The sequence below is a fragment of the Mycobacterium kubicae genome, from assembly GCF_015689175.1.
Classification (GTDB): domain Bacteria; phylum Actinomycetota; class Actinomycetes; order Mycobacteriales; family Mycobacteriaceae; genus Mycobacterium; species Mycobacterium kubicae.
Genome location: NZ_CP065047.1, coordinates 2026167 through 2050210 on the forward strand (window position 1 = coordinate 2026167; position 24044 = coordinate 2050210).

General features: G+C 67.6%; 25 protein-coding genes. 17 read left to right on the forward strand and 8 right to left on the reverse strand.

The genetic code is table 11. The annotated features are described in order from the left end of the window. Nucleotides 1–10: 10 nt before the first annotated feature. The 6 genes from I2456_RS09655 to I2456_RS09680 all read left to right on the forward strand — a co-directional run bounded on the left by I2456_RS09655 (nucleotide 11) and on the right by I2456_RS09680 (nucleotide 7184). Nucleotides 11–1249 carry a winged helix-turn-helix domain-containing protein gene (locus tag I2456_RS09655; protein ID WP_085073228.1) on the forward strand — a complete coding sequence of 413 codons (1239 nt, stop codon included), beginning with the start codon at nucleotides 11–13 and terminating at the stop codon, nucleotides 1247–1249. Further along, entirely contained in the window at nucleotides 1249–2649 is a 1401-nt protein-coding gene (locus I2456_RS09660; protein ID WP_085073227.1) for a type I restriction-modification system subunit M, read from the forward strand. Before I2456_RS09655 ends, I2456_RS09660 begins: the two co-directional genes overlap by 1 nt. Further along, nucleotides 2640–3764 carry a restriction endonuclease subunit S gene (locus tag I2456_RS09665; RefSeq protein WP_085073226.1) on the forward strand — a complete coding sequence of 375 codons (1125 nt, stop codon included), beginning with the start codon at nucleotides 2640–2642 and terminating at the stop codon, nucleotides 3762–3764. Before I2456_RS09660 ends, I2456_RS09665 begins: the two co-directional genes overlap by 10 nt. Before the next feature lie 11 nt (nucleotides 3765–3775). Next, nucleotides 3776–4528, forward strand: a complete 753-nt coding sequence (gene thyX, locus I2456_RS09670) for an FAD-dependent thymidylate synthase (RefSeq protein ID WP_085073225.1) — start codon at nucleotides 3776–3778, stop codon at nucleotides 4526–4528. Nucleotides 4529–4597: 69 nt separating this feature from the next. Next, complete coding sequence (dapA, locus tag I2456_RS09675) at nucleotides 4598–5500, forward strand: 4-hydroxy-tetrahydrodipicolinate synthase (protein WP_085073224.1); 903 nt, start codon at nucleotides 4598–4600, stop codon at nucleotides 5498–5500. 7 nt (nucleotides 5501–5507) lie between these two features. After that, nucleotides 5508–7184, forward strand: coding sequence for a ribonuclease J (locus I2456_RS09680; protein WP_085073223.1), 1677 nt, complete (start codon nucleotides 5508–5510; stop codon nucleotides 7182–7184). Here the strand turns inward: I2456_RS09680 and I2456_RS09685 are convergent. Genes I2456_RS09685 through I2456_RS09695 form a run of 3 tightly spaced genes read right to left on the reverse strand, consistent with a single transcriptional unit; the run spans nucleotide 7181 to nucleotide 9204 of the window. Then, nucleotides 7181–8053 (reverse strand): SAM-dependent methyltransferase, encoded by an 873-nt coding sequence (locus I2456_RS09685; RefSeq protein ID WP_068025341.1) that lies wholly within the window; start codon nucleotides 8051–8053, stop codon nucleotides 7181–7183. The genes I2456_RS09680 and I2456_RS09685 overlap by 4 nt on opposite strands. Before the next feature lie 3 nt (nucleotides 8054–8056). Continuing rightward, nucleotides 8057–8890 (reverse strand): mycofactocin-coupled SDR family oxidoreductase, encoded by an 834-nt coding sequence (locus tag I2456_RS09690; RefSeq protein ID WP_068025344.1) that lies wholly within the window; start codon nucleotides 8888–8890, stop codon nucleotides 8057–8059. Continuing rightward, nucleotides 8890–9204, reverse strand: coding sequence for a putative quinol monooxygenase (locus tag I2456_RS09695; RefSeq protein WP_085073222.1), 315 nt, complete (start codon nucleotides 9202–9204; stop codon nucleotides 8890–8892). The genes I2456_RS09690 and I2456_RS09695 overlap by 1 nt, the downstream gene beginning before the upstream one ends. Before the next feature lie 103 nt (nucleotides 9205–9307). On the opposite strand from I2456_RS09695, the gene I2456_RS09700 reads away from it, so the two are divergent. Next, the gene (locus I2456_RS09700; RefSeq protein ID WP_082966067.1) at nucleotides 9308–11917 is read left to right on the forward strand and encodes an FtsK/SpoIIIE family DNA translocase; all 2610 of its coding nucleotides are present in this window, start codon (nucleotides 9308–9310) and stop codon (nucleotides 11915–11917) included. A gap of 7 nt (nucleotides 11918–11924) precedes the next feature. Here the strand turns inward: I2456_RS09700 and I2456_RS09705 are convergent, their stop codons facing one another. Next, nucleotides 11925–12449 carry an amino-acid N-acetyltransferase gene (locus tag I2456_RS09705; protein ID WP_068025353.1) on the reverse strand — a complete coding sequence of 175 codons (525 nt, stop codon included), beginning with the start codon at nucleotides 12447–12449 and terminating at the stop codon, nucleotides 11925–11927. A 58-nt stretch (nucleotides 12450–12507) separates the two neighbouring features. Here I2456_RS09705 and pgsA point away from each other — a divergent pair, with 58 nt between their 5' ends. From pgsA to pspM, 4 genes are all read left to right on the forward strand, one after another. Next, nucleotides 12508–13098 (forward strand): CDP-diacylglycerol--glycerol-3-phosphate 3-phosphatidyltransferase, encoded by a 591-nt coding sequence (pgsA, locus tag I2456_RS09710; RefSeq protein WP_068025356.1) that lies wholly within the window; start codon nucleotides 12508–12510, stop codon nucleotides 13096–13098. A 124-nt stretch (nucleotides 13099–13222) separates the two neighbouring features. Continuing rightward, nucleotides 13223–13555 (forward strand): transcriptional regulator ClgR, encoded by a 333-nt coding sequence (gene clgR / locus I2456_RS09715; RefSeq protein WP_068025359.1) that lies wholly within the window; start codon nucleotides 13223–13225, stop codon nucleotides 13553–13555. Nucleotides 13556–13707: 152 nt separating this feature from the next. Further along, entirely contained in the window at nucleotides 13708–14532 is an 825-nt protein-coding gene (gene pspA / locus I2456_RS09720; protein ID WP_068025362.1) for a phage shock protein PspA, read from the forward strand. Between the two features lie 11 nt (nucleotides 14533–14543). After that, complete coding sequence (pspM, locus tag I2456_RS09725; protein WP_068025366.1) at nucleotides 14544–15359, forward strand: phage shock envelope stress response protein PspM; 816 nt, start codon at nucleotides 14544–14546, stop codon at nucleotides 15357–15359. Nucleotides 15360–15370: 11 nt separating this feature from the next. Here the strand turns inward: pspM and I2456_RS09730 are convergent, their stop codons facing one another. Further along, nucleotides 15371–15769, reverse strand: coding sequence for a DUF5313 domain-containing protein (locus tag I2456_RS09730; protein ID WP_068025369.1), 399 nt, complete (start codon nucleotides 15767–15769; stop codon nucleotides 15371–15373). Then, complete coding sequence (locus tag I2456_RS09735; RefSeq protein ID WP_085073245.1) at nucleotides 15769–16200, reverse strand: limonene-1,2-epoxide hydrolase family protein; 432 nt, start codon at nucleotides 16198–16200, stop codon at nucleotides 15769–15771. The genes I2456_RS09730 and I2456_RS09735 overlap by 1 nt, the downstream gene beginning before the upstream one ends. 52 nt (nucleotides 16201–16252) lie before the next feature. On the opposite strand from I2456_RS09735, the gene I2456_RS09740 reads away from it, so the two are divergent. Beyond that, a complete protein-coding gene (locus I2456_RS09740) occupies nucleotides 16253–17419 on the forward strand; it encodes a glycosyltransferase (protein WP_085073221.1) in 1167 nt (388 codons plus the stop codon). A 22-nt stretch (nucleotides 17420–17441) separates the two neighbouring features. Beyond that, entirely contained in the window at nucleotides 17442–17636 is a 195-nt protein-coding gene (locus I2456_RS09745) for a DUF3046 domain-containing protein (RefSeq protein ID WP_068025378.1), read from the forward strand. Nucleotides 17637–17895: 259 nt separating this feature from the next. Here I2456_RS09745 and I2456_RS09750 read toward each other — a convergent pair whose 3' ends face one another. Continuing rightward, nucleotides 17896–18540 carry a (2Fe-2S)-binding protein gene (locus I2456_RS09750; RefSeq protein WP_068025381.1) on the reverse strand — a complete coding sequence of 215 codons (645 nt, stop codon included), beginning with the start codon at nucleotides 18538–18540 and terminating at the stop codon, nucleotides 17896–17898. Nucleotides 18541–18709: 169 nt separating this feature from the next. Between I2456_RS09750 and recA the strand changes: the two genes are divergently transcribed. The 4 genes from recA (at nucleotide 18710) to I2456_RS09770 (ending at nucleotide 22452) form a co-directional block, all read left to right on the forward strand. Beyond that, entirely contained in the window at nucleotides 18710–19750 is a 1041-nt protein-coding gene (gene recA, locus I2456_RS09755) for a recombinase RecA (RefSeq protein WP_068025384.1), read from the forward strand. After that, nucleotides 19716–20237 (forward strand): recombination regulator RecX, encoded by a 522-nt coding sequence (recX, locus tag I2456_RS09760; protein ID WP_068025386.1) that lies wholly within the window; start codon nucleotides 19716–19718, stop codon nucleotides 20235–20237. The genes recA and recX overlap by 35 nt, the downstream gene beginning before the upstream one ends. Nucleotides 20238–20338: 101 nt before the next feature. Beyond that, nucleotides 20339–21859 (forward strand): tRNA (N6-isopentenyl adenosine(37)-C2)-methylthiotransferase MiaB, encoded by a 1521-nt coding sequence (miaB, locus tag I2456_RS09765; RefSeq protein ID WP_085073220.1) that lies wholly within the window; start codon nucleotides 20339–20341, stop codon nucleotides 21857–21859. Further along, nucleotides 21856–22452: an Rv2732c family membrane protein gene (locus tag I2456_RS09770; protein WP_068025786.1), complete on the forward strand. Its 597-nt coding sequence runs from the start codon at nucleotides 21856–21858 to the stop codon at nucleotides 22450–22452. Before miaB ends, I2456_RS09770 begins: the two co-directional genes overlap by 4 nt. Here I2456_RS09770 and I2456_RS09775 read toward each other — a convergent pair. Further along, a complete protein-coding gene (locus I2456_RS09775) occupies nucleotides 22449–23834 on the reverse strand; it encodes a DUF349 domain-containing protein (RefSeq protein ID WP_068025394.1) in 1386 nt (461 codons plus the stop codon). The genes I2456_RS09770 and I2456_RS09775 overlap by 4 nt on opposite strands. Nucleotides 23835–24044: the final 210 nt, after the last annotated feature.

Below are 24044 nucleotides of genomic sequence, written 5' to 3' on the forward strand. Positions count from 1 at the left end.
TCTCAGCGCCGTGTCGAACCCTAGCGGCAGGCTCACCGGTGCTCAGGCCCGAAGGATAGCCGTTGCGGCACAAGGGTTTACCGAGCCGCGGCGCAGCGGCAAAATCACTCGCGCGCACCTGCGCCGCCTGATATCCCGCATTCAAGTCCTGCAACTGGATTCGGTCTCGGTCGCGGTGCGTGCGCACTACGCCCCGGTGTTCAGCCGGCTGGGACCGTACGACCGTGACGTGCTCGACCTTGCGGCCTGGGGTCCGCGGCCGGTGCGGCTGCTGGCCGAGTATTGGGCGCACGAAGCCGCGCTGGTGGCCGTCGACGACTGGCCGCTGCTGCGCTGGCGGATGCGCCAGTATCGCCATGGCCGGTGGGGCACCCACATCGTCAAAGCCAACCCCCAACTCGTCGAGGATGTCGTCGCCGCGGTCGGTGAGCTGGGCCCCAGCACGGCCGGACAGATCGAAGCACATCTGGCCGCCGAGCCACTGCAGGGCGCTGGGGGCATCAAAAGGGCATGGTGGAACCGCAGCGACACCAAATGGGTGTGTGAAGCGCTGTTCGCATCCGGAGTGCTGACCACCGCGACCCGCGTCGGCTTCGCCCGCCACTACGACCTGGTCGAGCGAGTGCTGCCCGCCGACGTGCTGGCCCGTCAGGTCGACGACGAAGAGGCGATCCGCGAACTGACGTTGCGCGCGGCCGGCGGGTTGGGGGTCGGCACCGAGGCGGATATCCGCGACTACTTCCGCTTGTCCGCGCAGCAGGTCAAGCCGGCCATCGCCGACCTGGTCGCGGCTGGTGAGATCGAGAAGGTCGATGTCGAGGGCTGGTCAGCGCCGGCCTATCTGCGCAGCGGTCAGAGCGTGCCACGCGCGGACCGCGGCACCGCATTGTTGTGCCCGTTCGACCCGTTGATCTTCTTCCGGCCCCGAGTCGAGCGGCTGTTCGGCTTTCACTATCGCATCGAGATCTACACCCCGGCGGCCAAGCGGCAGTACGGCTACTACGTGTGGCCGCTGCTGCTGGACGGTCAACTGGTCGCCCGTGTCGACCTGAAAGCCGACCGTGCCGCCGACACGCTGCAGGTCGTCGGCGCCTTCGCCGAACCCGACGTGCACCGAGGCCAGGTGGCCGCCGCGCTGGTCGGTGAACTGGAGTCCATGGCCTCCTGGCTGGGCCTGGGCGGGATCACGGTGTCGCAGCGCGGCGATCTCGCTGCCGAATTAGGCAGTGCCGCAAGGCGAGTCAGCTGATGGCTGCCGAACTGAAAGACACCCTGTGGAAGGCCGCGAACAAGCTGCGCGGTTCGCTGCCGGCCGCACAGTACAAAGACGTCATCCTCGGGTTGGTCTTCCTCAGATACGTCTCCGGCGTCGAGCACAATTCGTTCGTCGTCCCCGCCGCTGCGGTATGGAAGTCGTTGGCAGACAACGCCGAGGCGCCGGATGTCGGTCGGCGCCTCGACGCGGCAATGGGATCCCTGATGGCCGCCAATCCCACGTTGGCAGGCGTGTTGCCGCAGCTGTATCACCGCGTCGATCAGCGTCGGCTGGCCGAGGTGGTCGGTCTGCTCGGCGGCGCGGACTTCAGGGGGCGCGACGGCGCCTGCCCGCGAGACCTGATCGGCGAAGTATACGAGTACTTCCTCGCCAATTTCGCACGCGCAGAAGGGAAGCGGGGCGGTGAATTCTTCACTCCGCCCAGCGTGGTGCGGTTGCTGGTGGAAATCCTGGAACCGTCCAGTGGGCGGGTGTACGACCCGTGCTGCGGTTCGGGCGGGATGTTCGTTCAACTTCGTCCCGGCGCCGCCGGGAATGTGACGATCTACGGGCAGGAGAGCGTCGAGGAGACCTGGCGGATGGCCAAGATGAACTTGACCGTTCACGGCATCGACGACACCGGCATTCGACGGGGCGACACCTTCGTCACCGACCTGCACGCCGGCACCCAGATGGACTACGTGCTGGCCAACCCGCCGTTCAACATCAAGGATTGGGCCCGCGACGAACAGGACCCGCGGTGGCGTTTCGGCATCCCGCCGTCTGGCAACGCCAACTTCGCCTGGATTCAACACATCGTGTCCAAGCTGGCACCGGGCGGAACCGCCGGCGTGGTCATGACCAACGGATCACTGACGTCAAAAGCCAACGGCGAAGGGCACATTCGGGCCCGTATTGTCGATGCCGATCTCGTGTTCGGTGTGGTCGCCCTGCCGGCGCAGTTGTTTCGCAGCACCGCAATCCCGGTGTGCCTGTGGTTGTTCGCCATGGACAAAGGTGAGCGGCGCGGCCAGGTGCTGTTCATCGACGCGCGGCAGCTGGGTCACCTGGTCGCCCGGGCCGAACGAGTGCTGGCCAGCGCGGAGATCGCGCGGATCGCGGGCGCCTACCGCGCCTGGTCGCGCTCGCCCGAAGACGTTGAGTACGAAGATGTTCCGGGATTCTGTCGATCGGTCAGTCTCGAAGAGATCCGAACGTGTGGTTACGCCCTGACGCCGGCGCGATACGTCGGTGTTCCGGCGGCTGACGACGAGTACGAATCCCTGGACGCCAAACTTGCGCGGTTGAGCGCGGATCTGCTCACCGCACTCGACGACTCCGCGCAGTGCGACAAGGTGGTACGACAGCAGCTGGAGCGGGTGCGATGGAGGTGACGCTAGGGGAGTGCCTCGACTTTCGCACGGGAAGCAGCGCCCCGGCGCGTGCGGCGACTGGTCGTTTCGCCGTCTATGGCGCCAATGGGGTCATTGGCTATGCGCCGGACTGCAACGCCAGTGGGCCGCTGATCGTGCTGGGACGCGTCGGGTCGTATTGCGGCAGCGTGCGCTACAGCGCATCGGATGTGTGGGTCACCGACAACGCGTTCGTCTGCCGGGCTGAAGACCCGGCACAGACGCGGTATTGGTACTACGCATTGCAGACCTGCCGGCTCAACGAGCACCGCTGCGGGTCCGGCCAGCCGCTGCTCAACCAGCGCACCTTGCGCGAGGTTACGGTGCGCACGGTGCCCCGCGGGCTGCGTGGGGCGATCGCCGAGGTGCTCGGTGCGCTCGACGACAAAATCGCCGTCAACCACCGTGTCATCGAGTCGGCAGAAGCGGTGATGGTCGCCACCGTGGCGACCGTGGTCGCCGCCGGTCAACGCGTCGCGCTGTCGACGCTGGCGACGCGGTCGACCGCGGTGCGCACGCCGGCCGCATTCGACCCCGTCGTCGCCCACTTCAGCCTGCCGGCGTTCGACGACGGCGCCCAACCGCAGCCGGTCGCCGCGGCATCGGTGAAAAGCGGTAAATACATCCTGTCCCAGCCCTGTGTGCTCTTCGCCAAGCTCAACCCCCACGTCCCGCGCATCTGGAATGTGGTCAGCCTCCCGGCGCAGATGGCGCTGGCCAGCACCGAGTTCGTCGTCCTGCGGCCGACGGGCATTGACACGTCGGCGCTGTGGGCGGCGCTGCGCCAGCGCGACGTCGTGGACAGCGTGCGGCAACTGGTGGCCGGGACATCGGGCAGCCACCAGCGGATCCAGCCGCGCGACCTGCTCGAGATCGCCGTCGCGGACGTTCGGGCGCTCAGCCGCGACCAGTCGCAGCTGATCACCGACCTGGGCGCCCTGTGTCAGGCACGGCGCGCCGAGAAGATCCGGCTGGCCGCCGTCCGCGACACGCTGTTGCCGCTGCTGGTGTCGGGGCAGGTCGGCGTTGCAACAGGCACTGCGGGCGGTGTGGTGGCCGCCGGCGCAGGTTCGCACCGGATCCGAGCGCCCCGCTAGGGTTAACCGCCGTGGCCGAGACCGCGCCGCTGCGCGTGCAACTGATCGCCAAGACCGACTTCTTGGCACCCCCCGACGTGCCGTGGAGCACCGACGCCGACGGGGGCTCGGCCCTGACCGAGTTCGCCGGGCGCGCCTGCTATCAGAGTTGGTCCAAGCCCAACCCGCGAACCGCCACCAACGCCGGCTACATCAAGCACATCATCGACGTCGGGCACTTCTCGGTGCTCGAGCACGCCAGCGTGTCGTTCTACGTCACCGGCATCTCCCGCAGTTGCACCCATGAGCTGATCCGCCACCGGCACTTCTCCTACTCGCAGCTCTCCCAGCGCTATGTGCCCGAAACCGATTCGCGAGTCGTGGTGCCACCCGGCATGGAGGATGACCCCGAACTTCAACAGATCCTGACCGATGCCGCCGACGCCAGCCGCGCCACCTACATCGACCTGCTGGCCAAGCTGGAAGCCAAGTTCGCTGACCAACCCAACGCGGTGCTGCGCCGCAAGCAAGCGCGGCAAGCCGCCCGCGCGGTGCTGCCCAACGCCACCGAAACCCGCATCGTCGTCACCGGCAACTACCGCGCCTGGCGGCACTTCATCGCCATGCGGGCCAGCGAGCACGCCGACGTGGAGATCCGGCGACTGGCCATCGAATGCCTGCGCCAACTCGTCGCGGTCGCGCCCGCGGTGTTCGCCGACTTCGAGGTCTCCACACTGGCCGACGGCACCGAGGTCGCCACGAGCCCGCTGGCTACCGAAGCCTGACGCCAAGCTCAGCCAAGACACAGCCGCGCCTGCTCAAGAGCTTGCCGACGCCAGGTAACCTGGACAACCGTGAGCACCGTCGGATTCGACGCTCCCGCGCGCCTGGGGACCCTGCTGACCGCGATGGCGACGCCATTCGGTCCGGAAGGCGCCCTGGACACCGCCGCGGCGGCACGCCTGGCCAACCATCTGGTGGATCAGGGGTGTGACGGTCTGGTGGTATCCGGGACCACCGGTGAGTCTCCGACCACCACCGATGACGAGAAGCTCGAACTGCTGCGGGTGGTATTGGAGGCGGTCGGCGACCGGGCCCGGGTCATCGCCGGCGCCGGCACCTATGACACCGCGCACAGCATCAAGCTGGCCAAGGCCTCGGCGGCCGAAGGCGCGCACGGACTACTCGTGGTCACCCCGTATTACTCGCGGCCGCCGCAGAGCGGGCTGCTGGCCCACTTCACCGCCGTCGCCGATGCCACCGAGTTGCCCGTGGTGCTCTACGACATTCCGCCGCGCTCGGTGGTGCCGATCGAACCCGAAACCCTGCGCGCGCTGGCGTCCCACCCGAACATCGTGGGCGTCAAGGACGCCAAAGCCGACCTGCACAGCGCGGGGCTGGTGATGGCCGAGACCGGGCTGGCCTACTACTCCGGTGACGACGCGCTCAACCTGCCCTGGCTGGCGATGGGTGCCACCGGCTTCATCAGCGTGATCTCCCACGTGGCCGCCGGCCAGCTGCGGGAACTGTTGTCCGCGTTCAACTCTGGCGACGTTCCCACCGCCCGCAAGATCAACGTCGCGCTCGCGCCGCTGTGCAACGCGATGAGTCGCCTCGGTGGGGTGACGCTGTCCAAGGCCGGCCTGCGGCTGCAGGGCATCGACGTCGGTGACCCCCGATTGCCGCAGGTCCCTGCAACACCGCAGCAGATCGAGGCGTTGGCCGCCGACATGCGCGCGGCGTCGGTGCTTCGGTGAGCAAACCGTGAACGAAGAACTCGCTCCGCCGGGTCCGCTGGCCCCGGGCGGGTTGCGGGTCACCGCGCTGGGCGGCATCAGCGAAATCGGCCGCAACATGACCGTTTTCGAACACCTGGGCCGGCTGCTGATCATCGACTGCGGGGTCATGTTCCCCACCCACGACGAACCCGCCGTCGACCTGATCCTGCCGGATCTGCGCCATATCGAAGACCGGCTCGAAGACATCGAGGCGCTGGTGCTCACCCACGCGCACGAAGACCATATCGGCGCCATCCCGTTCCTGCTGCGACTGCGTCCCGACATTCCCGTCGTCGGCTCCAAGTTCACGCTGGCGCTGGTGGCCGCCAAATGCCGCGAACACCGGATCAAACCGGTGTTCGTGGAGGTGGCCGAAGGACAGCGCAGCACCCACGGCGTCTTCGAATGCCAATACTTCGCCGTCAACCACTCCATTCCCGATGCGCTGGCCATCGCCGTGCACACCGGGGCGGGCACGGTGTTGCACACCGGTGACATCAAGCTGGACCAGTTGCCGCTCGACAAACGGCCCACCGACTTGCCCGGCATGTCGCGCCTCGGTGACGCCGGTGTCGACCTGTTCCTGTGTGATTCGACCAATTCCGAGGTCCCCGGTGTCGGACCGTCGGAAAGTGAAGTGGGCCCGACGCTGCACCGGTTGATCCGCGGCGCCGACGGGCGAGTCATCGTGGCCTGCTTCGCCTCCAACGTCGACCGGGTCCAGCAGATCATCGACGCCGCAGTGGCGTTGGGCCGACGGGTCTCGTTCGTCGGGCGCTCGATGGTGCGCAACATGGGTATCGCACGGGAACTGGGCTTTTTGCGGGTGGCCGATTCCGACGTGGTCGACATCGCGGCCGCCGAGATGATGGCGCCCGATCAGATCGTGCTGATCACCACCGGCACCCAGGGTGAGCCGATGTCGGCGCTGTCACGCATGTCGCGCGGCGAGCACCGCAGCATCACGTTGACGTCCGGCGACTTGATCGTGTTGTCCTCATCGCTGATTCCCGGTAACGAAGAAGCGGTTTTGGGCGTCATCGATTCACTGGCCAAGATCGGCGCCCGAGTGGTCACCAATGCCCAAGCGCGCGTTCACGTTTCCGGGCACGCGTACGCCGGTGAGCTGTTGTTCCTCTACAACGGTGTGCGGCCGCGGCAGGTCATGCCGGTGCACGGGACCTGGCGCATGCTGCGGGCCAACGCGAAACTGGCCGCCAGCGCCGGGGTGCCCGCCGAGTCGATCTTGTTGGCCGAGAACGGCGTCAGCATCGACATGGTCGCCGGCAAGGCGTCGATCGCCGGGGCGGTGCCGGTCGGCAAGATGTTCGTCGACGGTCTGATCACCGGCGACGTCGGTGACATCACGCTGGGCGAGCGGCTGATACTGGCGTCGGGGTTCGTCGCGATCACCGTGGTGGTCAAGCGTGGCACCGGGCGCCCAGTTACCGCCCCGCACTTGCACTCTCGGGGCTTCTCCGAAGACCCCAAGGCGCTGGAGCCCGCGTTGCGCAGGGTGGAGGCGGAGCTGGAACAGTTGGTGGCCGCCAATGTCACCGATCCCATCCGCATCGCTCAGGGCGTGCGCCGCACGGTCGGCAAATGGGTCGGCGAAACCTACCGTCGTCAGCCGATGATCGTGCCCACGGTCATCGAGGTCTAGATCTTCTCCGCGTACGCCGACCACTCGATCTGCGAGGCCTTGAGTTTGCGGCCGGTGGGCTCGACATAGCGCTGCACCAGTTCGTCGGGTCCGGCCTGCTCCACCAGCCGCCACCCGTACTCGCCGATGAACGCCTCGACCTCTTCGGGCAGTAAACCGAAGTGCCACAGTTGCCGTCGCTGACGCACCGAGCGATACAGCGTGCGGGTGCCATATCGATTCGACCCGTCGATGAAGTCGCGCCGAACGTAGGTGAACACCATGCGACTGCCCGGCGCGGCCGGGCGCAGCCCCTCCAAGGTGCGCCGCACCGCATGTTCGGTCAGATACTGCGTCACTCCCTCACAGATGAAGAAGACCCGGTAGTCGGGGAGATAGCCGTGTTCGGCCAGGGCGGTCAACAGGTCGTCGCGCTCGAAGTCCAACGCCACCAACCGAACCGACAACGGCGGCCCGCCCAGCACTCGGCGCACCGTCTTGGCCTTGCGGGCGATGTTGACCGGCAGATCCACCTCGAACACCGGGATGCGAACTTGTCGCGTCAACAGATAGGGGCGGGTGTCCAGGCCGGCGCCCAGGATGACGACCGCGCCGACATCGCCGATCGCCTCGGCGAGTTTGTCGCCGATGAAGCGCTTGCGGCACGCAAGATTGGCCCATAACCCTCGACCGGTCCATTCCGACGCGCCGATGAACAGACGCCGGGCTAGCGCCGGACGCGTCGCGGTGACCAGCCAGCGCAGCGGGGCCGGCAAAAACAATTCGGCGAGGTCGTCGTCCACCAGGCGCCGTTGCGGCGGCTCGTTCTGTTCGACGGCCGCTAATACCATCGGTCCGAAAGCGGTCTGCGCCACAGGATTTCGTGCCATGAATTACTTCTTAACTATGAAGCCCGCGTCGACGGGCAAGGTGACACCGGTGATGTAGCGGGCCTGGTCGGACGCCAACCACGCTACCGCGTTGGCGACGTCCTCGGGCTGGAGGATCTGCACCGGCAGAGCATTGCCCATGTCTGGCGGCGAACCGGACTCGGCGACGAGGTCAGCGAGCCACTGGCGGGTGAACTCGTTGTTGATCATCGGTGTGTCCACCCCCGAGGGGTGCAGGGAGTTGACCCGAATGTTATGCCTTGCAAGCAGATTGGCGTATACCCGCATCAACCCGACCAGCCCGTGCTTGGCCGCGGTGTATCCGATGGAGCCGGCGTCGGCACTGCCGATGCCGGCCAGACCCGCGGCCGAACTGATCAACACGATCGATCCGCCGCTGCCCTGTTCGATCAAAACGGGTTTCGCGACCTCCACGGTGTTGTGCACACCGGTGAGGTTGACGTCGATGACATCACGCCAGCCGTCCGCGCCGGCGGCCATGGGGGCGATGCCCGCATTAGCCACCACGATGTCGAGCCGGCCGAACTCGTCGAGCCCCGCCTGCAGCGCCGACGACAACGAGGCGGCATCCCGGACGTCACCCTGGCGCGCAACGATTCGGGCGCCGGTGTCCTCGACCAATTTGACGGTGGCCGCCAAGTCCTCGCTGCTGGCCAACGGGTAGGGCACGCTGGCGATCTGCTCGCACAGGTCGACCGCGATCACGTCGGCTCCGTCGGCGGCCAACCGGACCGCGTGTGCGCGCCCTTGGCCGCGGGCGGCCCCGGTGATCAACGCAACCCGGCCTTTCAGCGGGCCTTCTGCCGGCCGGACCATCAGGACCGAAGTTGTCCTTTGGCGGTGTCGCCGGCCGGGACGGGCTGCAGCATCTTGATGTCGGGCGCCCCCGCGAGGTGCTCGCCGGCCGCGGTGAACATCTTGGTGATGGCCGGGGCGGTGCTGTGCGCTTGGAGCACCTCGGCGTCGGCCCACTGCTCGACGAACACGAACGTCTCACCGCTTTGGTGCAGCGCATACAGCTGGCAGCCGGGTTCGCCGTGTACCTCTTCCACTGCGGCGGTCAGGATGTCGCGGACGGTGTCGACCGATTCGGGTTTGACGGTCAGCGTGGCGACGACGACAACGGGCATCTGGGGGGCCTCCTGGATTCCGCGGGTTTCAGCGGGCGTGACACAGCAAAGATTCGTTACCGTTTGTCACCCTACTCACAGTCGTTGACCGTCAACCCGAGACATGACCGTTACCAGTGTGGCGGTTGGTGCAGATGGTGTTATTGCGACTAGGCTAGCGGGTATGGCTAGTAAGACCGTCGCCCGCTCCGGAAGCCGAACGAGCAGGTCAAACAGCAGTTCGCGGGGCGCGTCGCGGGGCGGGCGGGCCGCCACGCCGACTCGGGCGCCCAGGAAGCGCGCGAACAAGCCCGTCAAACGGGTCAACCGGCCCACCCGGCGGCGCAACCAGTCGCTGCTGATCTCGGCCGGATCGGCATGTGGTCGGGGCCTGCGCGCGGCGTGGCTGATGGCCGCTAAAGGCACCGGCAGCGCGGCGCGGTCGATCGGCCGAGCCGGTGACATCGAGCCCGGACACCGCCGCGACGGAATTGCGCTGGTTCTGCTGGGCGTGGCGGTCATCATCGCCGCCAGTTCGTGGTTCGACGCCGCTCGTCCGGTGGGTGCGTGGGTCGACATGGTGTTGCGGACGTTCGTCGGCTCCACGGTCGTCCTGCTGCCCCTCGTCGCCGCCGGGGTGGCCGTGGTGCTGATGCGCACCCAGCCGACGCCCGACACCCGGCCTCGGTTGATCCTGGGCGGCAGCCTGATCGCCCTGTCCATCCTCGGATTGCGCCACCTGTGGGCCGGCTCGCCCGAAGCCCCGGAACTGCGCAGGCGCGCGGCCGGATTCATCGGTTTCGCGATCGGCGGGCCGCTTTCGGACGGGCTGACGGCCTGGATCGCCGCGCCACTGCTGTTCATCGGCGGGTTGTTCGGCCTGTTGTTGCTGACCGGCATCACCATCCGCGAGGTGCCCGACGCCCTGCGCGGCATGTTCAGCACCCGGCTCTTCCAAGGCCCCTTCCTCGATGACGAGGACTACTACGACGAGGAATACGACGACGACTTCCCCGGTGATGACGCCGACACCGTGGAGGTTGCGCGCGAGGACTTCTCCGACGGCTACTACGACGAGACCCCGCCGCGTCCCGACGACCAACCGCGGGCCTGGCCGTCCGCGAACGCCCTGCCGGACGAGGAGGCCGGGGACGAAGCCCCGACCGTGCCCGAACCGGTGGTCTCGCGCAGGCGTTCGAAGAAGAAGGACACCCAACCGCTGGACCGGGTCATCGAAGGCCCGTACACGCTGCCGCCGCTGGAGCTGCTGGTCGCCGGCGACCCGCCGAAGAAGCGCAGCGCGGCCAACACCCACATGGCCAACGCCATCGGGGAAGTGCTCACCCAGTTCAAAGTCGACGCGGCCGTCACCGGCTGCACCCGCGGGCCGACCGTCACCCGCTACGAGGTCGAGCTGGGGCCGGGAGTCAAGGTCGAGAAGATCACCGCGCTGCAGAAGAACATCGCCTACGCGGTCGCCACCGAGAGCGTGCGGATGCTGGCCCCGATCCCGGGCAAGTCCGCCGTCGGCATCGAGGTGCCCAACACCGACCGCGAGATGGTCCGGTTGGCCGACGTGCTCACCGCGCCGTCGACCCGCCGCGACCACCACCCGCTGGTGATCGGGCTGGGCAAGGACATCGAGGGTGACTTCATCTCGGCCAACCTGGCCAAGATGCCCCACCTGCTGGTCGCCGGCTCCACCGGCTCGGGCAAGTCCAGCTTCGTCAACTCCATGTTGGTGTCGCTGCTGACGCGGGCCACCCCCGAAGAGGTCAGGATGATCCTGATCGACCCGAAAATGGTGGAACTGACGCCTTATGAAGGCATTCCGCACCTGATCACGCCGATCATCACCCAGCCGAAGAAAGCCGCGGCCGCGTTGGCGTGGCTGGTCGAGGAGATGGAGCAGCGTTATCAGGACATGCAGGCCTCCCGCGTTCGCCACATCGACGACTTCAACGAAAAGGTGCGCTCCGGTGCCATCACGGCGCCGCTGGGTAGCCAGCGCGAGTACCGGCCCTACCCCTACATCTTGGCGATCGTCGACGAGCTGGCCGACCTGATGATGACCGCGCCGCGCGACGTCGAGGACGCCATCGTGCGGATCACCCAGAAGGCCCGTGCCGCCGGCATCCATCTGGTGCTGGCCACCCAGCGCCCGTCGGTCGATGTGGTCACCGGGCTGATCAAGACCAACGTGCCGTCGCGGCTGGCGTTCGCGACGTCGTCGCTGACCGACAGCCGCGTAATTCTGGATCAGGCCGGCGCGGAAAAGCTGATCGGCATGGGCGATGGTCTGTTCTTGCCGATGGGGGCGGGCAAGCCGATCCGGTTGCAGGGCGCCTACATCACCGACGAGGAGATCCAAGCCGTCGTCGCCGCGTGCAAGGACCAGGCCGAACCGGAATACACCGAAGGCGTCACCGCCGCCAAACCCACCGGTGAGCGCGCCGACGTCGACCCGGACATCGGCGACGACATGGACGTGTTCCTGCAGGCCGTCGAGCTGGTGGTGTCCAGCCAGTTCGGCTCGACGTCGATGCTGCAGCGCAAGCTGCGGGTCGGGTTCGCCAAGGCGGGCCGGCTGATGGACCTGATGGAGACCCGCGGCATCGTCGGGCCCAGCGAAGGTTCCAAGGCGCGGGAGGTGCTGGTCAAGCCCGACGAGCTGGCCGGGACGCTGGCGCTGATCCGGGGCGGCGCCAACGCCGACGGCAGCGACGACGACTAGCGCGGGCCTACAGCACCAGCAGCATGCGGGAGTTGCCCAGGATGTTGGGCTTGACGTAGCTCAGATCCAAGAACTCGGCGACACCGATGTCGTAGGAGCGGCACATTTCCTCATACACCTCGGCGGTGACCGGGGTGCCCTCGATCTCCTTGAACCCGTGCCTGCCAAAGAATTCGGTCTCGAAGGTCAGCACGAACACCCGCTCCAGTTGCAGGTCTCGCGCCACTTCCAGGAGTTTGTTGACGATCGCGTGGCCGATGCCGTGGCCGGTCACGGCGGGATCAACGGCGACGGTTCGGATTTCGCCGAGATCGGACCACAAGACATGCAACGCCCCGCAGCCCACCACTTTGCCTGGTACATCGGGCAGTTCGGCCACCCAGAATTCCTGGATGGATTCGTACAGCGTCACGAGATTCTTTTCCAGCAAGATCTTTCCGGCATAGGTGTCGACGAGTTGTTTGATTGCCGGCACATCGGAGGTCCGCGCCCGCCGGACCAACGGCCGGAATTCCCGAGGAGTTTCGGTCACGACGCCACAGTATCGACATCGACATTCGCATGAGCTGGTCAGCAGCTATTCTGATGCCGTGTCGGGGCACCCGGAAACTGGACAGACCCCGACTCGTGCCCGCATCGCCAATCTCGCCAACGTCCTGACTTTGTTGCGGCTGTTGCTGGTTCCCATTTTCTTGATGGCGCTGTTCTATGCCGATGGTCATCACACGTCGGCCCGCGTGGTGGCGTGGGCGATTTTTGCCGTGGCGTGCATCACAGATCGGTTCGACGGACAGCTGGCCCGAAATTACGGGATGGCCACCGAATTCGGAGCGTTCGTCGACCCGGTCGCCGACAAGACGCTGATCGGTTCCGCGCTGATCGGCCTGTCGATGCTCGGCGAGCTGCCGTGGTGGGTCACCGTGGTCATCATGGTCCGCGAACTGGGCGTAACGGTGTTGCGGCTGGCCGTAATTCGCCGTGGCGTCATTCCCGCCAGTTGGGGCGGCAAGTTGAAGACGTTCGTGCAGGCGGTGGCGATCGGGCTGTTCGTGCTACCGCTTTCCGGTGTGCTGCACACCGCCGCGGTGGTCGTGATGGGCATCGCGATCGTGCTGACCATCGTCACCGGTATCGATTATGTGGCGTCGACGCTACGAGGAATTCGTCAGACGACCGGTTAATCGTCGCCCGGAGCGGGAACCAACACCACTGTTGCCGGCGTTCACCAAATGACTACTGCTTTCTTGGCTGCTGCGTGTGGTGCCAGGCGGGCGCGATTGATACCGATTGACAGAGGAGAGCACGATGGCGTCATTGGTGCGCGAGGTCATAGGCGACGTTCTGCGCGGAGCCCGGACTTCGCAGGGCCGGACGTTGCGCGAGGTGTCCGATTCCGCCCGGGTAAGCCTCGGCTACCTCTCGGAGGTCGAGCGGGGCCGCAAGGAGCCGTCCAGCGAGTTGCTCAACGCGATTTGTGACGCGTTGCAGGTTCCGTTGTCCCAGGTGCTCACCGACGCCGGTGAACGGATGGCGCGTGAAGAACATGCAGCCGCCCTGGCCGCGCCGGCCAGCCGCGCCAGCATCGACGTCAGCACCAAGGTGGTCATTCCTCAGGTCGCTTCCCTGGCCGTGGCCTGAGCGCTGACCGCAAACTCGTGTCGACCAGTTGCGCACCATGGGTGGGGCGATCGGCCCGCAACCGATAAATTGAGCGGCAGGGTATGCACTAGGTGAGTCCGCGGCCCATGCGGGCCGATCCGGCACATAAGAAGCGAAGGCGGAGCTAACTGATGGCCAATCCGTTCGTCAAAGCGTGGAAGTACCTCACTGCGCTGTTCAACTCCAAGATTGACGAGTACGCCGACCCCAAGGTGCAGATTCAGCAGGCCATCGAGGAAGCGCAACGCACGCACCAGGCGCTGACCCAACAGGCCGCACAGGTGATCGGTAACCAGCGCCAACTGGAGATGCGGCTGAACCGGCAGCTGGCCGACATCGAGAAGCTGCAGGTGAACGTCCGTCAGGCGCTGACCCTGGCCGACCAGGCGACGGCCGCCGGGGACGCGGCGAAGGCGGCCGAGTACAACAATGCCGCCGAGGCGTTCGCCGCCCAGTTGGTGACCGGTGAGCAGAGCGTCGAAGACCTCAAGACGTTGCACGACCAGGCTCTGCAGGCGGCGTCGCAGGCCAAGAAGGCCGTCGAACGCAACGCGATGGTGCTGCAGCAGAAGATCGCCGAGCGCACCAAGCTGCTCAGCCAACTCGAGCAGGCCAAGATGCAGGAGCAGGTCAGCGCGTCGCTGCGGTCCATGAGCGAGCTGGCCGCGCCGGGCAACACTCCCAGCCTCGACGAGGTGCGCGACAAGATCGAACGCCGCTACGCCAACGCGATCGGCTCGGCTGAGCTTGCGCAGAGCTCGGTGCAGGGCCGCATGATGGAGGTCGAACAGGCCGGCATCCAGATGGCCGGTCACTCTCGGCTGGAGCAGATCCGGGCGTCGATGCGCGGCGAGGCGCTGCCCGCCGGCGGCACGGCCACGCCGGGCGCGGCCTCCGGCACGCCGGCCGTGGAAAGTCAGCGTGGCGCTGTTCCCGAGAATCCGTTCGGCCAGTAAGGCCGGCGCAGATGGCGGTGAGGTCGAGTGAGCGGGGGCATCGGCGGGGTCTGCTGCAGCGCGGCTTCGAGACCGTCGGCGATCTGGCAGAACTAGCCGCTCGCAAGATCAGCGCCGCCACCGATCCGCGGGCCCGGTTGTTGCGTCGCCGCAGGCGGGCATTGCGGTGGGCCTGGATCTTCACCGCCGGGGTCGCCTTTTGGGCGTTGGTGACCGCGGTCTTGGCGGCCTGGGGCTGGTTTGCGCTGCTGTTGCAGATCACCGGGGCGATCGCGGTGCTCGAAGTGATTCCGGCGACGCTGCTGTTCTTCCGCTACCACTGGCTGAAGTCCGAGCCGCTGCCCGCTCAGCGACCCGCGATTAGCCGTCGGCTGCCGCCGCCGGGGTCGGCGGCGCGACCGGCGATGTACGCCTTGGGCGCCTCGGAACGGGGATTCTTTTCGCTGCTCGGTGTGATCGAGCGCGGCGCGATGCTGCCGGCCGACGAGATCGCTGATCTGACGGAGGCGGCCAAGCGGACTTCGGCGGCCATGGCGGCGACCGCGGCAGAAGTGGTGTCGATGGAACGAGCCGCCCACGACTCGACGTCGTCGCGGGAGTATCTGGTGCCGACCATCAACGCCTACACCGCGCAATTGGGCGCCGGCGTCCGTCAGTACAACGAAATGGTCACCGCCGCCGCCCAATTGGTTTCATCGGCCAACGGCAACGGGGTGGGGGCGGCGGCTTCCCAGCAGCGGTACCGCGACGAGTTGACCGGAGCGACCGATCGCCTGCTCGGGTGGGCGCAGGCGTTCGACGAACTCGGCGGGCTGCGCCGGGCGTAGCCGCGGGTCGGCTACGCCGGAGGTCGCGGACCGTAGCGGTCGATGTACGCCTGATGAATGTGCGCGTCACGCTTCCGCGCCCGCTCGTCCGCCAGGTCCGGGTTGAGGCCGTGCACCCGCAACATATGCCGGCGCCAGATCTTGTTCAGGGCATGTGAGAAGTACACGAACGGGATCAAGATCGGCAGCGTCATGCTCAGGTGCACGTCGAGCGTGGTGGGGATGAACCAAAACGGAAGCAGCACCAGGACGCAGGGCACCGCGACGCGCGCCATCATCCGCGCCGTGGCGCCCTTGCCCGCCAGGTCGTTGCGCACCCACTCCCGCATCGAGTCGGGCAGTCGGTGGCCGTAGCAGTAGCGAACGTATTGCAGTGCGTTCGGCTTGGTGCGGCCCCGTTCACCGCTCACTAAAGCGTCGCCCGCACTGACGGCACCACCACTCCGGCCAAGCCCCGAACGGTCGCCTTGAGCATGTCGAAGAAGTCAAAGTAGTCGCGCCACAACGTGATTCGCGCGTTATGCACCTCGAACACCCCGCACACCCAGAACTGGATCCGCAGCGGCCCGAAGATCAACGCGTCGGTGCGCTCGGTCAGGACTGCGGCGCCGTCGGCGGCTACGCGGTGAATCTTCACCTCGAAACCCATGCGCCCCTCCATCTGGCGCAGAATTTTCACCGTCTTGCGGCCGCCCCGAATTCTGGACAATCCCACGTTCTCGTAGACGACGTCGTCGTCCAGGCCCGCAGCCACGGCCTCGAAATCCTGATCCTGCAGGGCGTAGAGGAAGTCCTCGACCGTGCGGATGTTGTTGGCGGTTGTTTCGGTCAGCTCGGTCATCACCCCAGCGTAGGCGAGCGAGGCCGTCGAGCGCTGTGGCAGGGTTAGCCGGGTGCGCGTCGCCGTGGTCGCCGGGCCGGACCCCGGCCACTCGTTCCCGGCGATCGCACTGTGCCAGCGCTTCGCCGCCGCCGGCGACACGCCCACCCTGTTCACCGGTGCTGAGTGGACCGATGCTGCCCGCGCCGTCGGTATCGACGCCGTCGAACTGGACGGCCTGGTGGCCGAGGATGACGACGTCGACGCTGGGGCGCGGATTCACCGGCGCGCGGCCCGGATGGCGGTGCTCAATGTGCCCGCCCTGCGCGACCTGGCGCCCGAGCTGGTGGTGTCCGACGTCATCACCGCCGGTGGCGGCATGGCCGCCGAGCTGCTGGGCATTCCGTGGATCGAACTCAACCCGCATCCGCTGTATCTGCCGTCCAAGGCTCTGCCGCCGATCGGTAGTGGGCTGGCTCCCGGCACCGGAATTCAGGGCAAGCTGCGCGACACCGTGATGCGCGCGTTCACCGCGCGTTCCTGGCGTGCCGGACTGCGGCAGCGCTCGGCGGTGCGGGTGGAGATCGGACTGCCGGCCCGCGATCCAGGACCGTTGCGACGTCTGATCGCCACGTTGCCCGCCCTGGAGGTGCCGCGTCCGGATTGGCCCGCCGAAGCCGTCGTGGTGGGGCCGTTGCATTTCGAGCCGACGCAGCGGGTCTTCGACATCCCGCCAGGTGACGGGCCGGTGGTGGTCGTCGCGCCGTCCACCGTGGTGGGCGGAACCACCGGCGTGCCCGAGTTGGCGCTGCAGTGCCTGATCCCGGGAGACACGCTGCCGGCCGGGTCGCGGTTGGTGGTGTCGCGGTTGGGTGGAGCGGATCTGCAGGTGCCGCCGTGGGCGGTGGTCGGATTGGGTCAACAGTCGGAGCTGTTGACCCACGCCGATCTGGTGGTCTGCGGGGGCGGACACGGCATGGTGTCCAAGACGATGCTGGCCGGGGTTCCGCTGGTGGTGGTGCCCGGCGGCGGCGATCAGTGGGAGATGGCCAACCGGGTGGTGCGGCAAGGCAGCGGGCGGCTCATCCGGCCCCTGACCAGCGAAGCTCTGGTCGCGGCGGTGGGCGAGGTGTTGTCCTCGCCGCGCTATCGGGAGGCCGCGCAACGGGCCGCGGCGAGCGTCGCGGGGGTCGCCGATCCGGTGCGGGTGTGCCACGAAGCGCTTGCTTTAGCCGGTTAACCGGCTGGGTATCTTGGCTGGCGTGCGGCTGACGGAGTTCCACGAGCGGGTCACCCTGCGATTCGGCGCTGCTTATGGCGCGTCGGTGTTGGTCGACCATGTGTTGTCCGGTTTCGGTGGCCGCACCGCCGCGCAGGCGATCGAGGACGGTGTCGAGCCCCGCGACGTGTGGCGGGCGTTGTGCGCCGACTTCGACGTGCCTCGCGAGCAGTGGTGAGTGTGCTGCTGGGGTGTTTCGTGTGCTGCCGGGGCGTCGAGTGTGAGCGTGCGGCGTCGAGTGTGAGCCTGCGGCGGATCACCCCCGGCGTGTCGCCGCCCTAGCCGCACACTCGACGCCCTAGCCGCACACTCGGTCTGCCGGCCCGCACACGCGACGCCCTAGCCGCACACTCGGTCTGCCGGCCCGCACACGCGACGCCCTAGCCGCACACTTGGTCTGCGGCCCGCACACCCGCCGCCCTAACCCCACACCCGGTCTACAGCGGGCAGTCCCCGCACATGCCGCCGCCGGGGATGCGATAGAAGAGGCAACAGCTGCGACGCCGGAACGCCAAATCCGGGCCCATGACGCCCGCACCGGCCAGGCAGCCGAAGGCCAGCAGGTCGCCAGTGACCTCGACGACCGCCTCGCGTAAGTCAGGCCGTGCCCGAAGCAACGCGCGCGAGGCTCCGACCAGCGCCGACGCGATGTTCCCGGACAGCAGCGCGGGCGCCAGCTTGACGCGCAGGCCGGCGGCGAACGGCTCCATGTGGTCCCGAACGACGGCGCCATACAGCAGGTCGGGGGAGACGGAGACGGGTTGCCCAACGGGCTCAGGTAGCCGGAGCTGCGTCCCGTCGTCGGCGCGTTGCAGGCCGGTGAGGTCGGGAAGGACGCCGTGGCCCACGACGCATGCCAGCACCGGGGACCACAATCGCGCGGCATGGCCGAGGTGAACCAGGGAGGCGCCGACGCGCAGCTCGGTGGTGCGGTAACGCTGCACGGTGGCGTCGATCAGATCGGTGAAACCGTCGGCGTACGACTGGGTGACCGGATGCCATCCGGCTGAATCGCCACCGACGGGCAGCGCGAAAAAACCGCCATAGGTGGAAACTTCGGCAAGCTGCGCGGAGATGTCCATGTGCTCTTCGGTAGGCGATATTGCCACACTCGGCGTGTCTGACCGGGGTCGAACACCTGTTCGGCTACTGTGGTGAGCGTTCGGAGGAACCGACTTGTCGGACCCCACGCCTAGTGTCACGGCCAACCGACCGAAACCGGTCACGAACACCGATCACAGGAGAAGCATCATGGCGCAAGCCCCCGACCGCGAGAAGGCCCTCGAACTGGCAATGGCCCAGATCGAGAAGAGTTACGGCAAAGGCTCGGTGATGCGCCTCGGCGACGAAGTGCGTCAGCCGATCTCGGTCATTCCGACCGGGTCCATCGCACTGGACGTCGCCTTGGGCATCGGCGGCCTGCCGCGGGGCCGAGTGGTGGAGATCTACGGCCCGGAATCCTCGGGTAAGACCACCGTGGCACTGCACGCGGTGGCCAACGCTCAAGCCGCCGGAGGTGTCGCGGCATTCATCGACGCCGAGCACGCACTGGACCCCGATTACGCCAAAAAGCTCGGTGTTGACACCGACTCCCTGCTGGTCAGCCAGCCGGACACCGGTGAACAAGCGCTCGAGATCGCCGACATGCTGATCCGCTCCGGCGCGCTGGACATCCTGGTCATCGACTCGGTGGCCGCACTGGTGCCACGCGCCGAACTCGAAGGCGAGATGGGCGACAGCCATGTCGGGCTGCAGGCCCGGTTGATGAGCCAGGCGCTGCGGAAAATGACTGGCGCACTGAACAATTCGGGCACAACCGCGATCTTCATCAACCAGCTCCGCGAGAAGATCGGCGTCATGTTCGGCTCGCCCGAAACGACGACCGGCGGTAAGGCGCTGAAGTTCTACGCGTCGGTGCGCATGGACGTGCGGCGGATCGAGACGCTCAAGGACGGCACCAACGCGGTCGGCAACCGCACCCGGGTGAAGATCGTCAAGAACAAGGTGTCGCCGCCGTTCAAGCAGGCCGAGTTCGACATCCTCTACGGCCGCGGCATCAGCCGGGAAGGCTCGCTGATCGACATGGGTGTGGATCAGGGCTTCATCCGCAAGTCCGGCGCCTGGTTCACCTACGAGGGTGAGCAGCTGGGCCAGGGCAAGGAGAACGCCCGCAACTTCCTGCTGGAGAACGCCGACGTGGCCAACGAGATCGAGAAGAAGATCAAGGAAAAGCTTGGCATTGGCGCAGTGGTGACCGATGACGGTGTCTTGCCCGCCCCCGTCGACTTCTGAGCCATCCCGCGAAGAGCAGGCGCGGGCGCTGTGTCTGCGCCTGCTCACCGCGAGATCTCGGACGCGAGCCGAGCTGTCCGGTCACCTGGCCAAGCGCGGTTATCCCGACGACGTCAGCAATCGAGTCTTGGATCGGCTGGCGGCGGTCGGCTTGATCGACGACGTCGACTTCGCCCAGCAGTGGGTGTCGTCGCGGCGAGCGAAGGCCGGCAAGAGCAAGCGCGCGTTAGCGGCCGAACTGCACACCAAGGGCGTCGACAACGACGTGATCACCGCGGTACTGGCCGGCATCGACGCCGGCGCCGAGCGGGAACGGGCCGAGGAGTTGATCCGCACCAAGCTGCGCCGCGAGACGCTGGGTGAGGACGACACGCGGGTCACGCGGCGGCTGGTGGCGCTGCTGGCCCGACGCGGTTACAGCCAGAGCGTGGCATGCGAGGTGGTCTTCGCCGAGCTGGCCGCCGAACGGGAGCGCCGCCGCGTGTAGGCCTGATGGTGGCGACCCGCTGCGCCCGGCTTCGCCGCGCTGGCGATCGCCACGGGCCTGCGGGTTAATCCCGCAAGCCCTGGTCGCCGTACCATGGCCCAGTGACTTCGACGGTGGCTCAGACGGGTGTGGCGGGCAATGCCGTGCCGTCGGTTGGGCGCACCTACCAGGTCCGCACCTACGGCTGCCAGATGAACGTCCACGACTCCGAGCGCCTGGCCGGCCTGCTCGAAGCGGCGGGGTACCGGCGCGCGGACGACGGCGCCGACGCCGACGTCGTGGTCTTCAACACCTGCGCGGTCCGCGAGAACGCCGACAACAAGTTGTACGGCAACCTCAGCCACCTGGCGCCGCGCAAGCGCGGCAACCCCGACATGCAAATCGCTGTCGGCGGCTGCCTGGCGCAGAAAGACCGCGACACCATCCTGCGCAAGGCGCCGTGGGTGGACGTGGTGTTCGGCACCCACAACATCGGCTCGCTGCCGACACTGCTCGACCGAGCCCGGCACAACAACGTTGCCCAGATTGAGATCGCCGAGGCGCTGCAGCAGTTCCCCTCCACGCTGCCCAGCGCCCGCGAATCTGCTTACGCCGCATGGGTTTCCATCTCGGTCGGATGCAACAACACCTGCACCTTCTGCATCGTCCCGGCCTTGCGCGGCAAAGAGGTCGACCGCAGCCCCGACGACATCCTGGCCGAGGTGAAAACGCTCGCCCAGGCCGGAGTGCTGGAAGTGACCCTGCTCGGCCAGAACGTCAACGCCTACGGCGTCTCGTTCGCCGACCCCACCGTGGCGCGCAACCGCGGCGCGTTCGCCGAACTGCTACGCGCCTGCGGCCGCATCGACGGCCTGGAGCGGGTCCGGTTCACCTCGCCGCACCCCGCCGAGTTCACCGACGACGTCATCGACGCGATGGCGCAGACCCCGAACGTGTGCCCGGCGCTGCACATGCCGCTGCAGTCCGGATCGGACCGGGTGCTGCGCGCCATGCGGCGCTCCTATCGAGCCGACCGCTACCTCGGCATCATCGAGCGGGTGCGCGCGGCCATGCCGCACGCCGCCATCACCACCGACCTGATCGTCGGCTTCCCCGGTGAAACCGAGGAAGACTTCGCCGCCACGCTCGATGTGGTTCGCCAAGCCCGCTTCGCGGCCGCCTTCACCTTCCAATACTCCAAGCGGCCCGGCACCCCGGCCGCCGAACTCGCCGAGCAGCTACCCAAAGCCGTGGTGCAAGAACGCTACGACCGGCTGATCGAACTGCAGGAGCAGATCTCCCTGGACGAGAACCGGGCCCAAATCGGGCAGACCGTCGAATTGCTCGTCGCCACTGGGGAAGGGCGTAAAGACAACCTGACCGCGCGGATGAGTGGACGGGCCCGCGATGGCCGGCTGGTGCACTTCACCGCCGATCGGGAAACCCCGGCGCGCCCCGGCGACATCGTCACCGCGACGGTCACCGACGCCGCCCCGCACTACCTCATTGCCGACGCCGGCATCCTGACCCACCGCCGCACTCGTGCCGGCGACATGCACGAGGCCGGGCAGCGGCCAAACGGTGTCGGTCTGGGAATGCCCGGCGTCGGGCAACCCACCACCACGGCCGGAGGATGCCGATGAACAGCGAACATGAAACCCGAAACATCGAGGCGCTTCGGGCCGAGATCGAGGCGGCGGAACGACGCGTCGCTCGCGAGATCGAGCCGGGCGCCCGCGCTCTGGTCGTCGCGATCCTGGTCTTTGTCCTGGCGGCCTCGTTCATCCTGCCGCACACCGGCGACGTGCGCGGCTGGGACGTGCTGTTCAGCAGTCATCACGCCGGTGCCGCCGCGGTCGCGCTGCCCTCGCGGGTGTTCACCTGGTTGGCGCTGGTCTTCGGGGTCGGCTTTTCGATGCTGGCGCTGTTGACCCGGCGCTGGGCCCTGGCCTGGGTGGCGCTGGCCGGGTCGACGCTGGCCAGCGTCACCGGAATGTTGGCCGTGTGGTCACGTCAAACCGTGGCCGTCGGGCACCCCGGTCCCGGAATCGGGCTGATCGTCGCCTGGATCACCGTGATCGCCTTGACGTTCCACTGGGCCCGGGTGGTGTGGCAGCGCACCATCGTGCAGTTCGCCGCCGAGGAGCAGCGTCGCCGCCTGGTCGCCCAGCAGCAGTCGATGACTCTGCTGGAGACCCTCAACAACGAGGGCGACGAGAACCGGGAGACCGGCTAAGACCTGCGGGTCAGCGCCTGGGCTGCCGCCTGCGCCCACTGGCGCCACTGCTCGGCGTTGGCCTTGGCCTCTTCGGCTTCCTTGGTCCGGCCGGCGGCCGCGGCCTTGGCGGCCTGCTGCTCGAACTGCTCGGCCCGGGTGCGGAACTGCTCGGCGCGGGCTTGCGCCTGCGGGTCCGACCAGTCCGCCTCGCCCGCGTCGCGGACCTTCTTCTCCACCGCCCGCAGACGTCGCTCCAACTCGGCGGACCGCTCCCGCGGCACCCGGCCGATCGCATCCCACTTCTCGGCGATCGAACGCAGCGCCGCCCGGGCGGCGTCATGGTTGCTGGGGTCCAACTTCTCCGCCTCGGCCAGCAACGCCTCCTTGGCCGACGCGTTGGCCCGCAACTCGGCATCTTTGGCCGCGGTGGCCGCATTGCGGGCGGCGAAGAAGATGTCCTGCGCGGCTTTGAAGCGCCGCCACAAGGCGTCGTCGACGTCCTTGCTGGCGCGCCCGGCGGCCTTCCACTCGGTCAGCAACTTGCGGAATTCCGCGCTGGTGGGGCCCCAGTCAGTCGAGTCGGACAACTCTTCGGCCCGCTTACACAGTCGTTCCTTGGCCTGCTTCACCCCGGATCGCTCCCGATCCAGATCGGCGAAGTAGGCCCCGCGGCGCCGGTTGAAGTTGTCCCGGGCCGCCGAATAGCGCTTCCACAGGGCGTCGTCGACCTTGCGGTCCAGACCGCTGATCGTCTTCCATTCGTCGAGGATGGCCCGCATCCGGTCCCCGGCCGTCTTCCATTGGGTGGAGTTGGCGGCCAATTCCTCGGCCTCAGCGGCCAGCGCTTCCTTGCGGGCGGTCTGCGACGCTCGATATTCGTCGCGCTTGGAGCGCTCGGCGGCGGCGATCGAGTCCGCCTGCTCTCGAATCGCGCTGAGCCGGCCCGCCAGTGCGTCGACGTCGCCCAGCACGGTGGCCGTCGGCAACGTCTCAGCCAGCGCTGCGGCGCTGGCCCTGATCTTGCGGGCATCACCGGTCCCGGAAGCCAGTCGCTCCTCGAGCAGGGTCACTTCGGTGCTCAGGTCATCGAATCGCCTGCCGAAATGGGCGAACGCGGCTTCGGGCTCGCCGGCCTGCCAGGAGCCGATGACGCGTTCACCGGCGGCAGTCACCAACCACACGGTGCCGTCGTCGTCGACGCGGCCGAACCGGTGCGGGTCGTTGTGCGGGTGTATCGGCGCCGGGTGAGTGGTGGATCGCGCTACCGGGCGGGCGCCGGGTCGCGGTCCCGGTCGGGGTATCGGCCCGGGAACGGGACGGGGCGCGGGACTCGGCAGCGGCGCGGCCTGCGGTCCTGGCGGCTGGTTCGATTCATCGATACGGGGCTCGTCAGCCGTCATGCGCTCGTCACCTACCCTTCGCGCGGTCGAATACCCGCGCACCTGCCGCGCGAAGCGGCACCACTACGGTTGGCCGTCCCGGTGTTAGTCGATGCCTGCCGGATCAATCCAACCGATTCCAAACGATATTGAAGCAGCTTGGCGGCCTGCGTGCCGCCACCTTCACACCAGTGCCGGGTTCCCACCTCGCGGCAGCGGGCGGCCTCCCCG

Bases quoted from the DNA above. Each gene is read 5' to 3' on its own strand.
- pspA (WP_068025362.1), top strand. From the start codon at position 13,708: ATGGCCAATCCGTTCGTCAAAGCGTGGAAGTACCTCACTGCGCTGTTC.
- pspM (WP_068025366.1), top strand. From the start codon at position 14,544: ATGGCGGTGAGGTCGAGTGAGCGGGGGCATCGGCGGGGTCTGCTGCAG.
- I2456_RS09775 (WP_068025394.1), bottom strand. From the start codon at position 23,834: ATGACGGCTGACGAGCCCCGTATCGATGAATCGAACCAGCCGCCAGGA.
- I2456_RS09700 (WP_082966067.1), top strand. From the start codon at position 9,308: ATGACCGTTACCAGTGTGGCGGTTGGTGCAGATGGTGTTATTGCGACT.
- I2456_RS09750 (WP_068025381.1), bottom strand. From the start codon at position 18,540: ATGGACATCTCCGCGCAGCTTGCCGAAGTTTCCACCTATGGCGGTTTT.
- recX (WP_068025386.1), top strand. From the start codon at position 19,716: ATGACGGTGTCTTGCCCGCCCCCGTCGACTTCTGAGCCATCCCGCGAA.
- I2456_RS09665 (WP_085073226.1), top strand. From the start codon at position 2,640: ATGGAGGTGACGCTAGGGGAGTGCCTCGACTTTCGCACGGGAAGCAGC.
- I2456_RS09735 (WP_085073245.1), bottom strand. From the start codon at position 16,200: ATGACCGAGCTGACCGAAACAACCGCCAACAACATCCGCACGGTCGAG.
- I2456_RS09690 (WP_068025344.1), bottom strand. From the start codon at position 8,890: ATGGTCCGGCCGGCAGAAGGCCCGCTGAAAGGCCGGGTTGCGTTGATC.
- clgR (WP_068025359.1), top strand. From the start codon at position 13,223: ATGGCGTCATTGGTGCGCGAGGTCATAGGCGACGTTCTGCGCGGAGCC.
- I2456_RS09770 (WP_068025786.1), top strand. From the start codon at position 21,856: ATGAACAGCGAACATGAAACCCGAAACATCGAGGCGCTTCGGGCCGAG.
- I2456_RS09695 (WP_085073222.1), bottom strand. From the start codon at position 9,204: ATGCCCGTTGTCGTCGTCGCCACGCTGACCGTCAAACCCGAATCGGTC.
- I2456_RS09660 (WP_085073227.1), top strand. From the start codon at position 1,249: ATGGCTGCCGAACTGAAAGACACCCTGTGGAAGGCCGCGAACAAGCTG.
- recA (WP_068025384.1), top strand. From the start codon at position 18,710: ATGGCGCAAGCCCCCGACCGCGAGAAGGCCCTCGAACTGGCAATGGCC.
- I2456_RS09685 (WP_068025341.1), bottom strand. From the start codon at position 8,053: ATGGCACGAAATCCTGTGGCGCAGACCGCTTTCGGACCGATGGTATTA.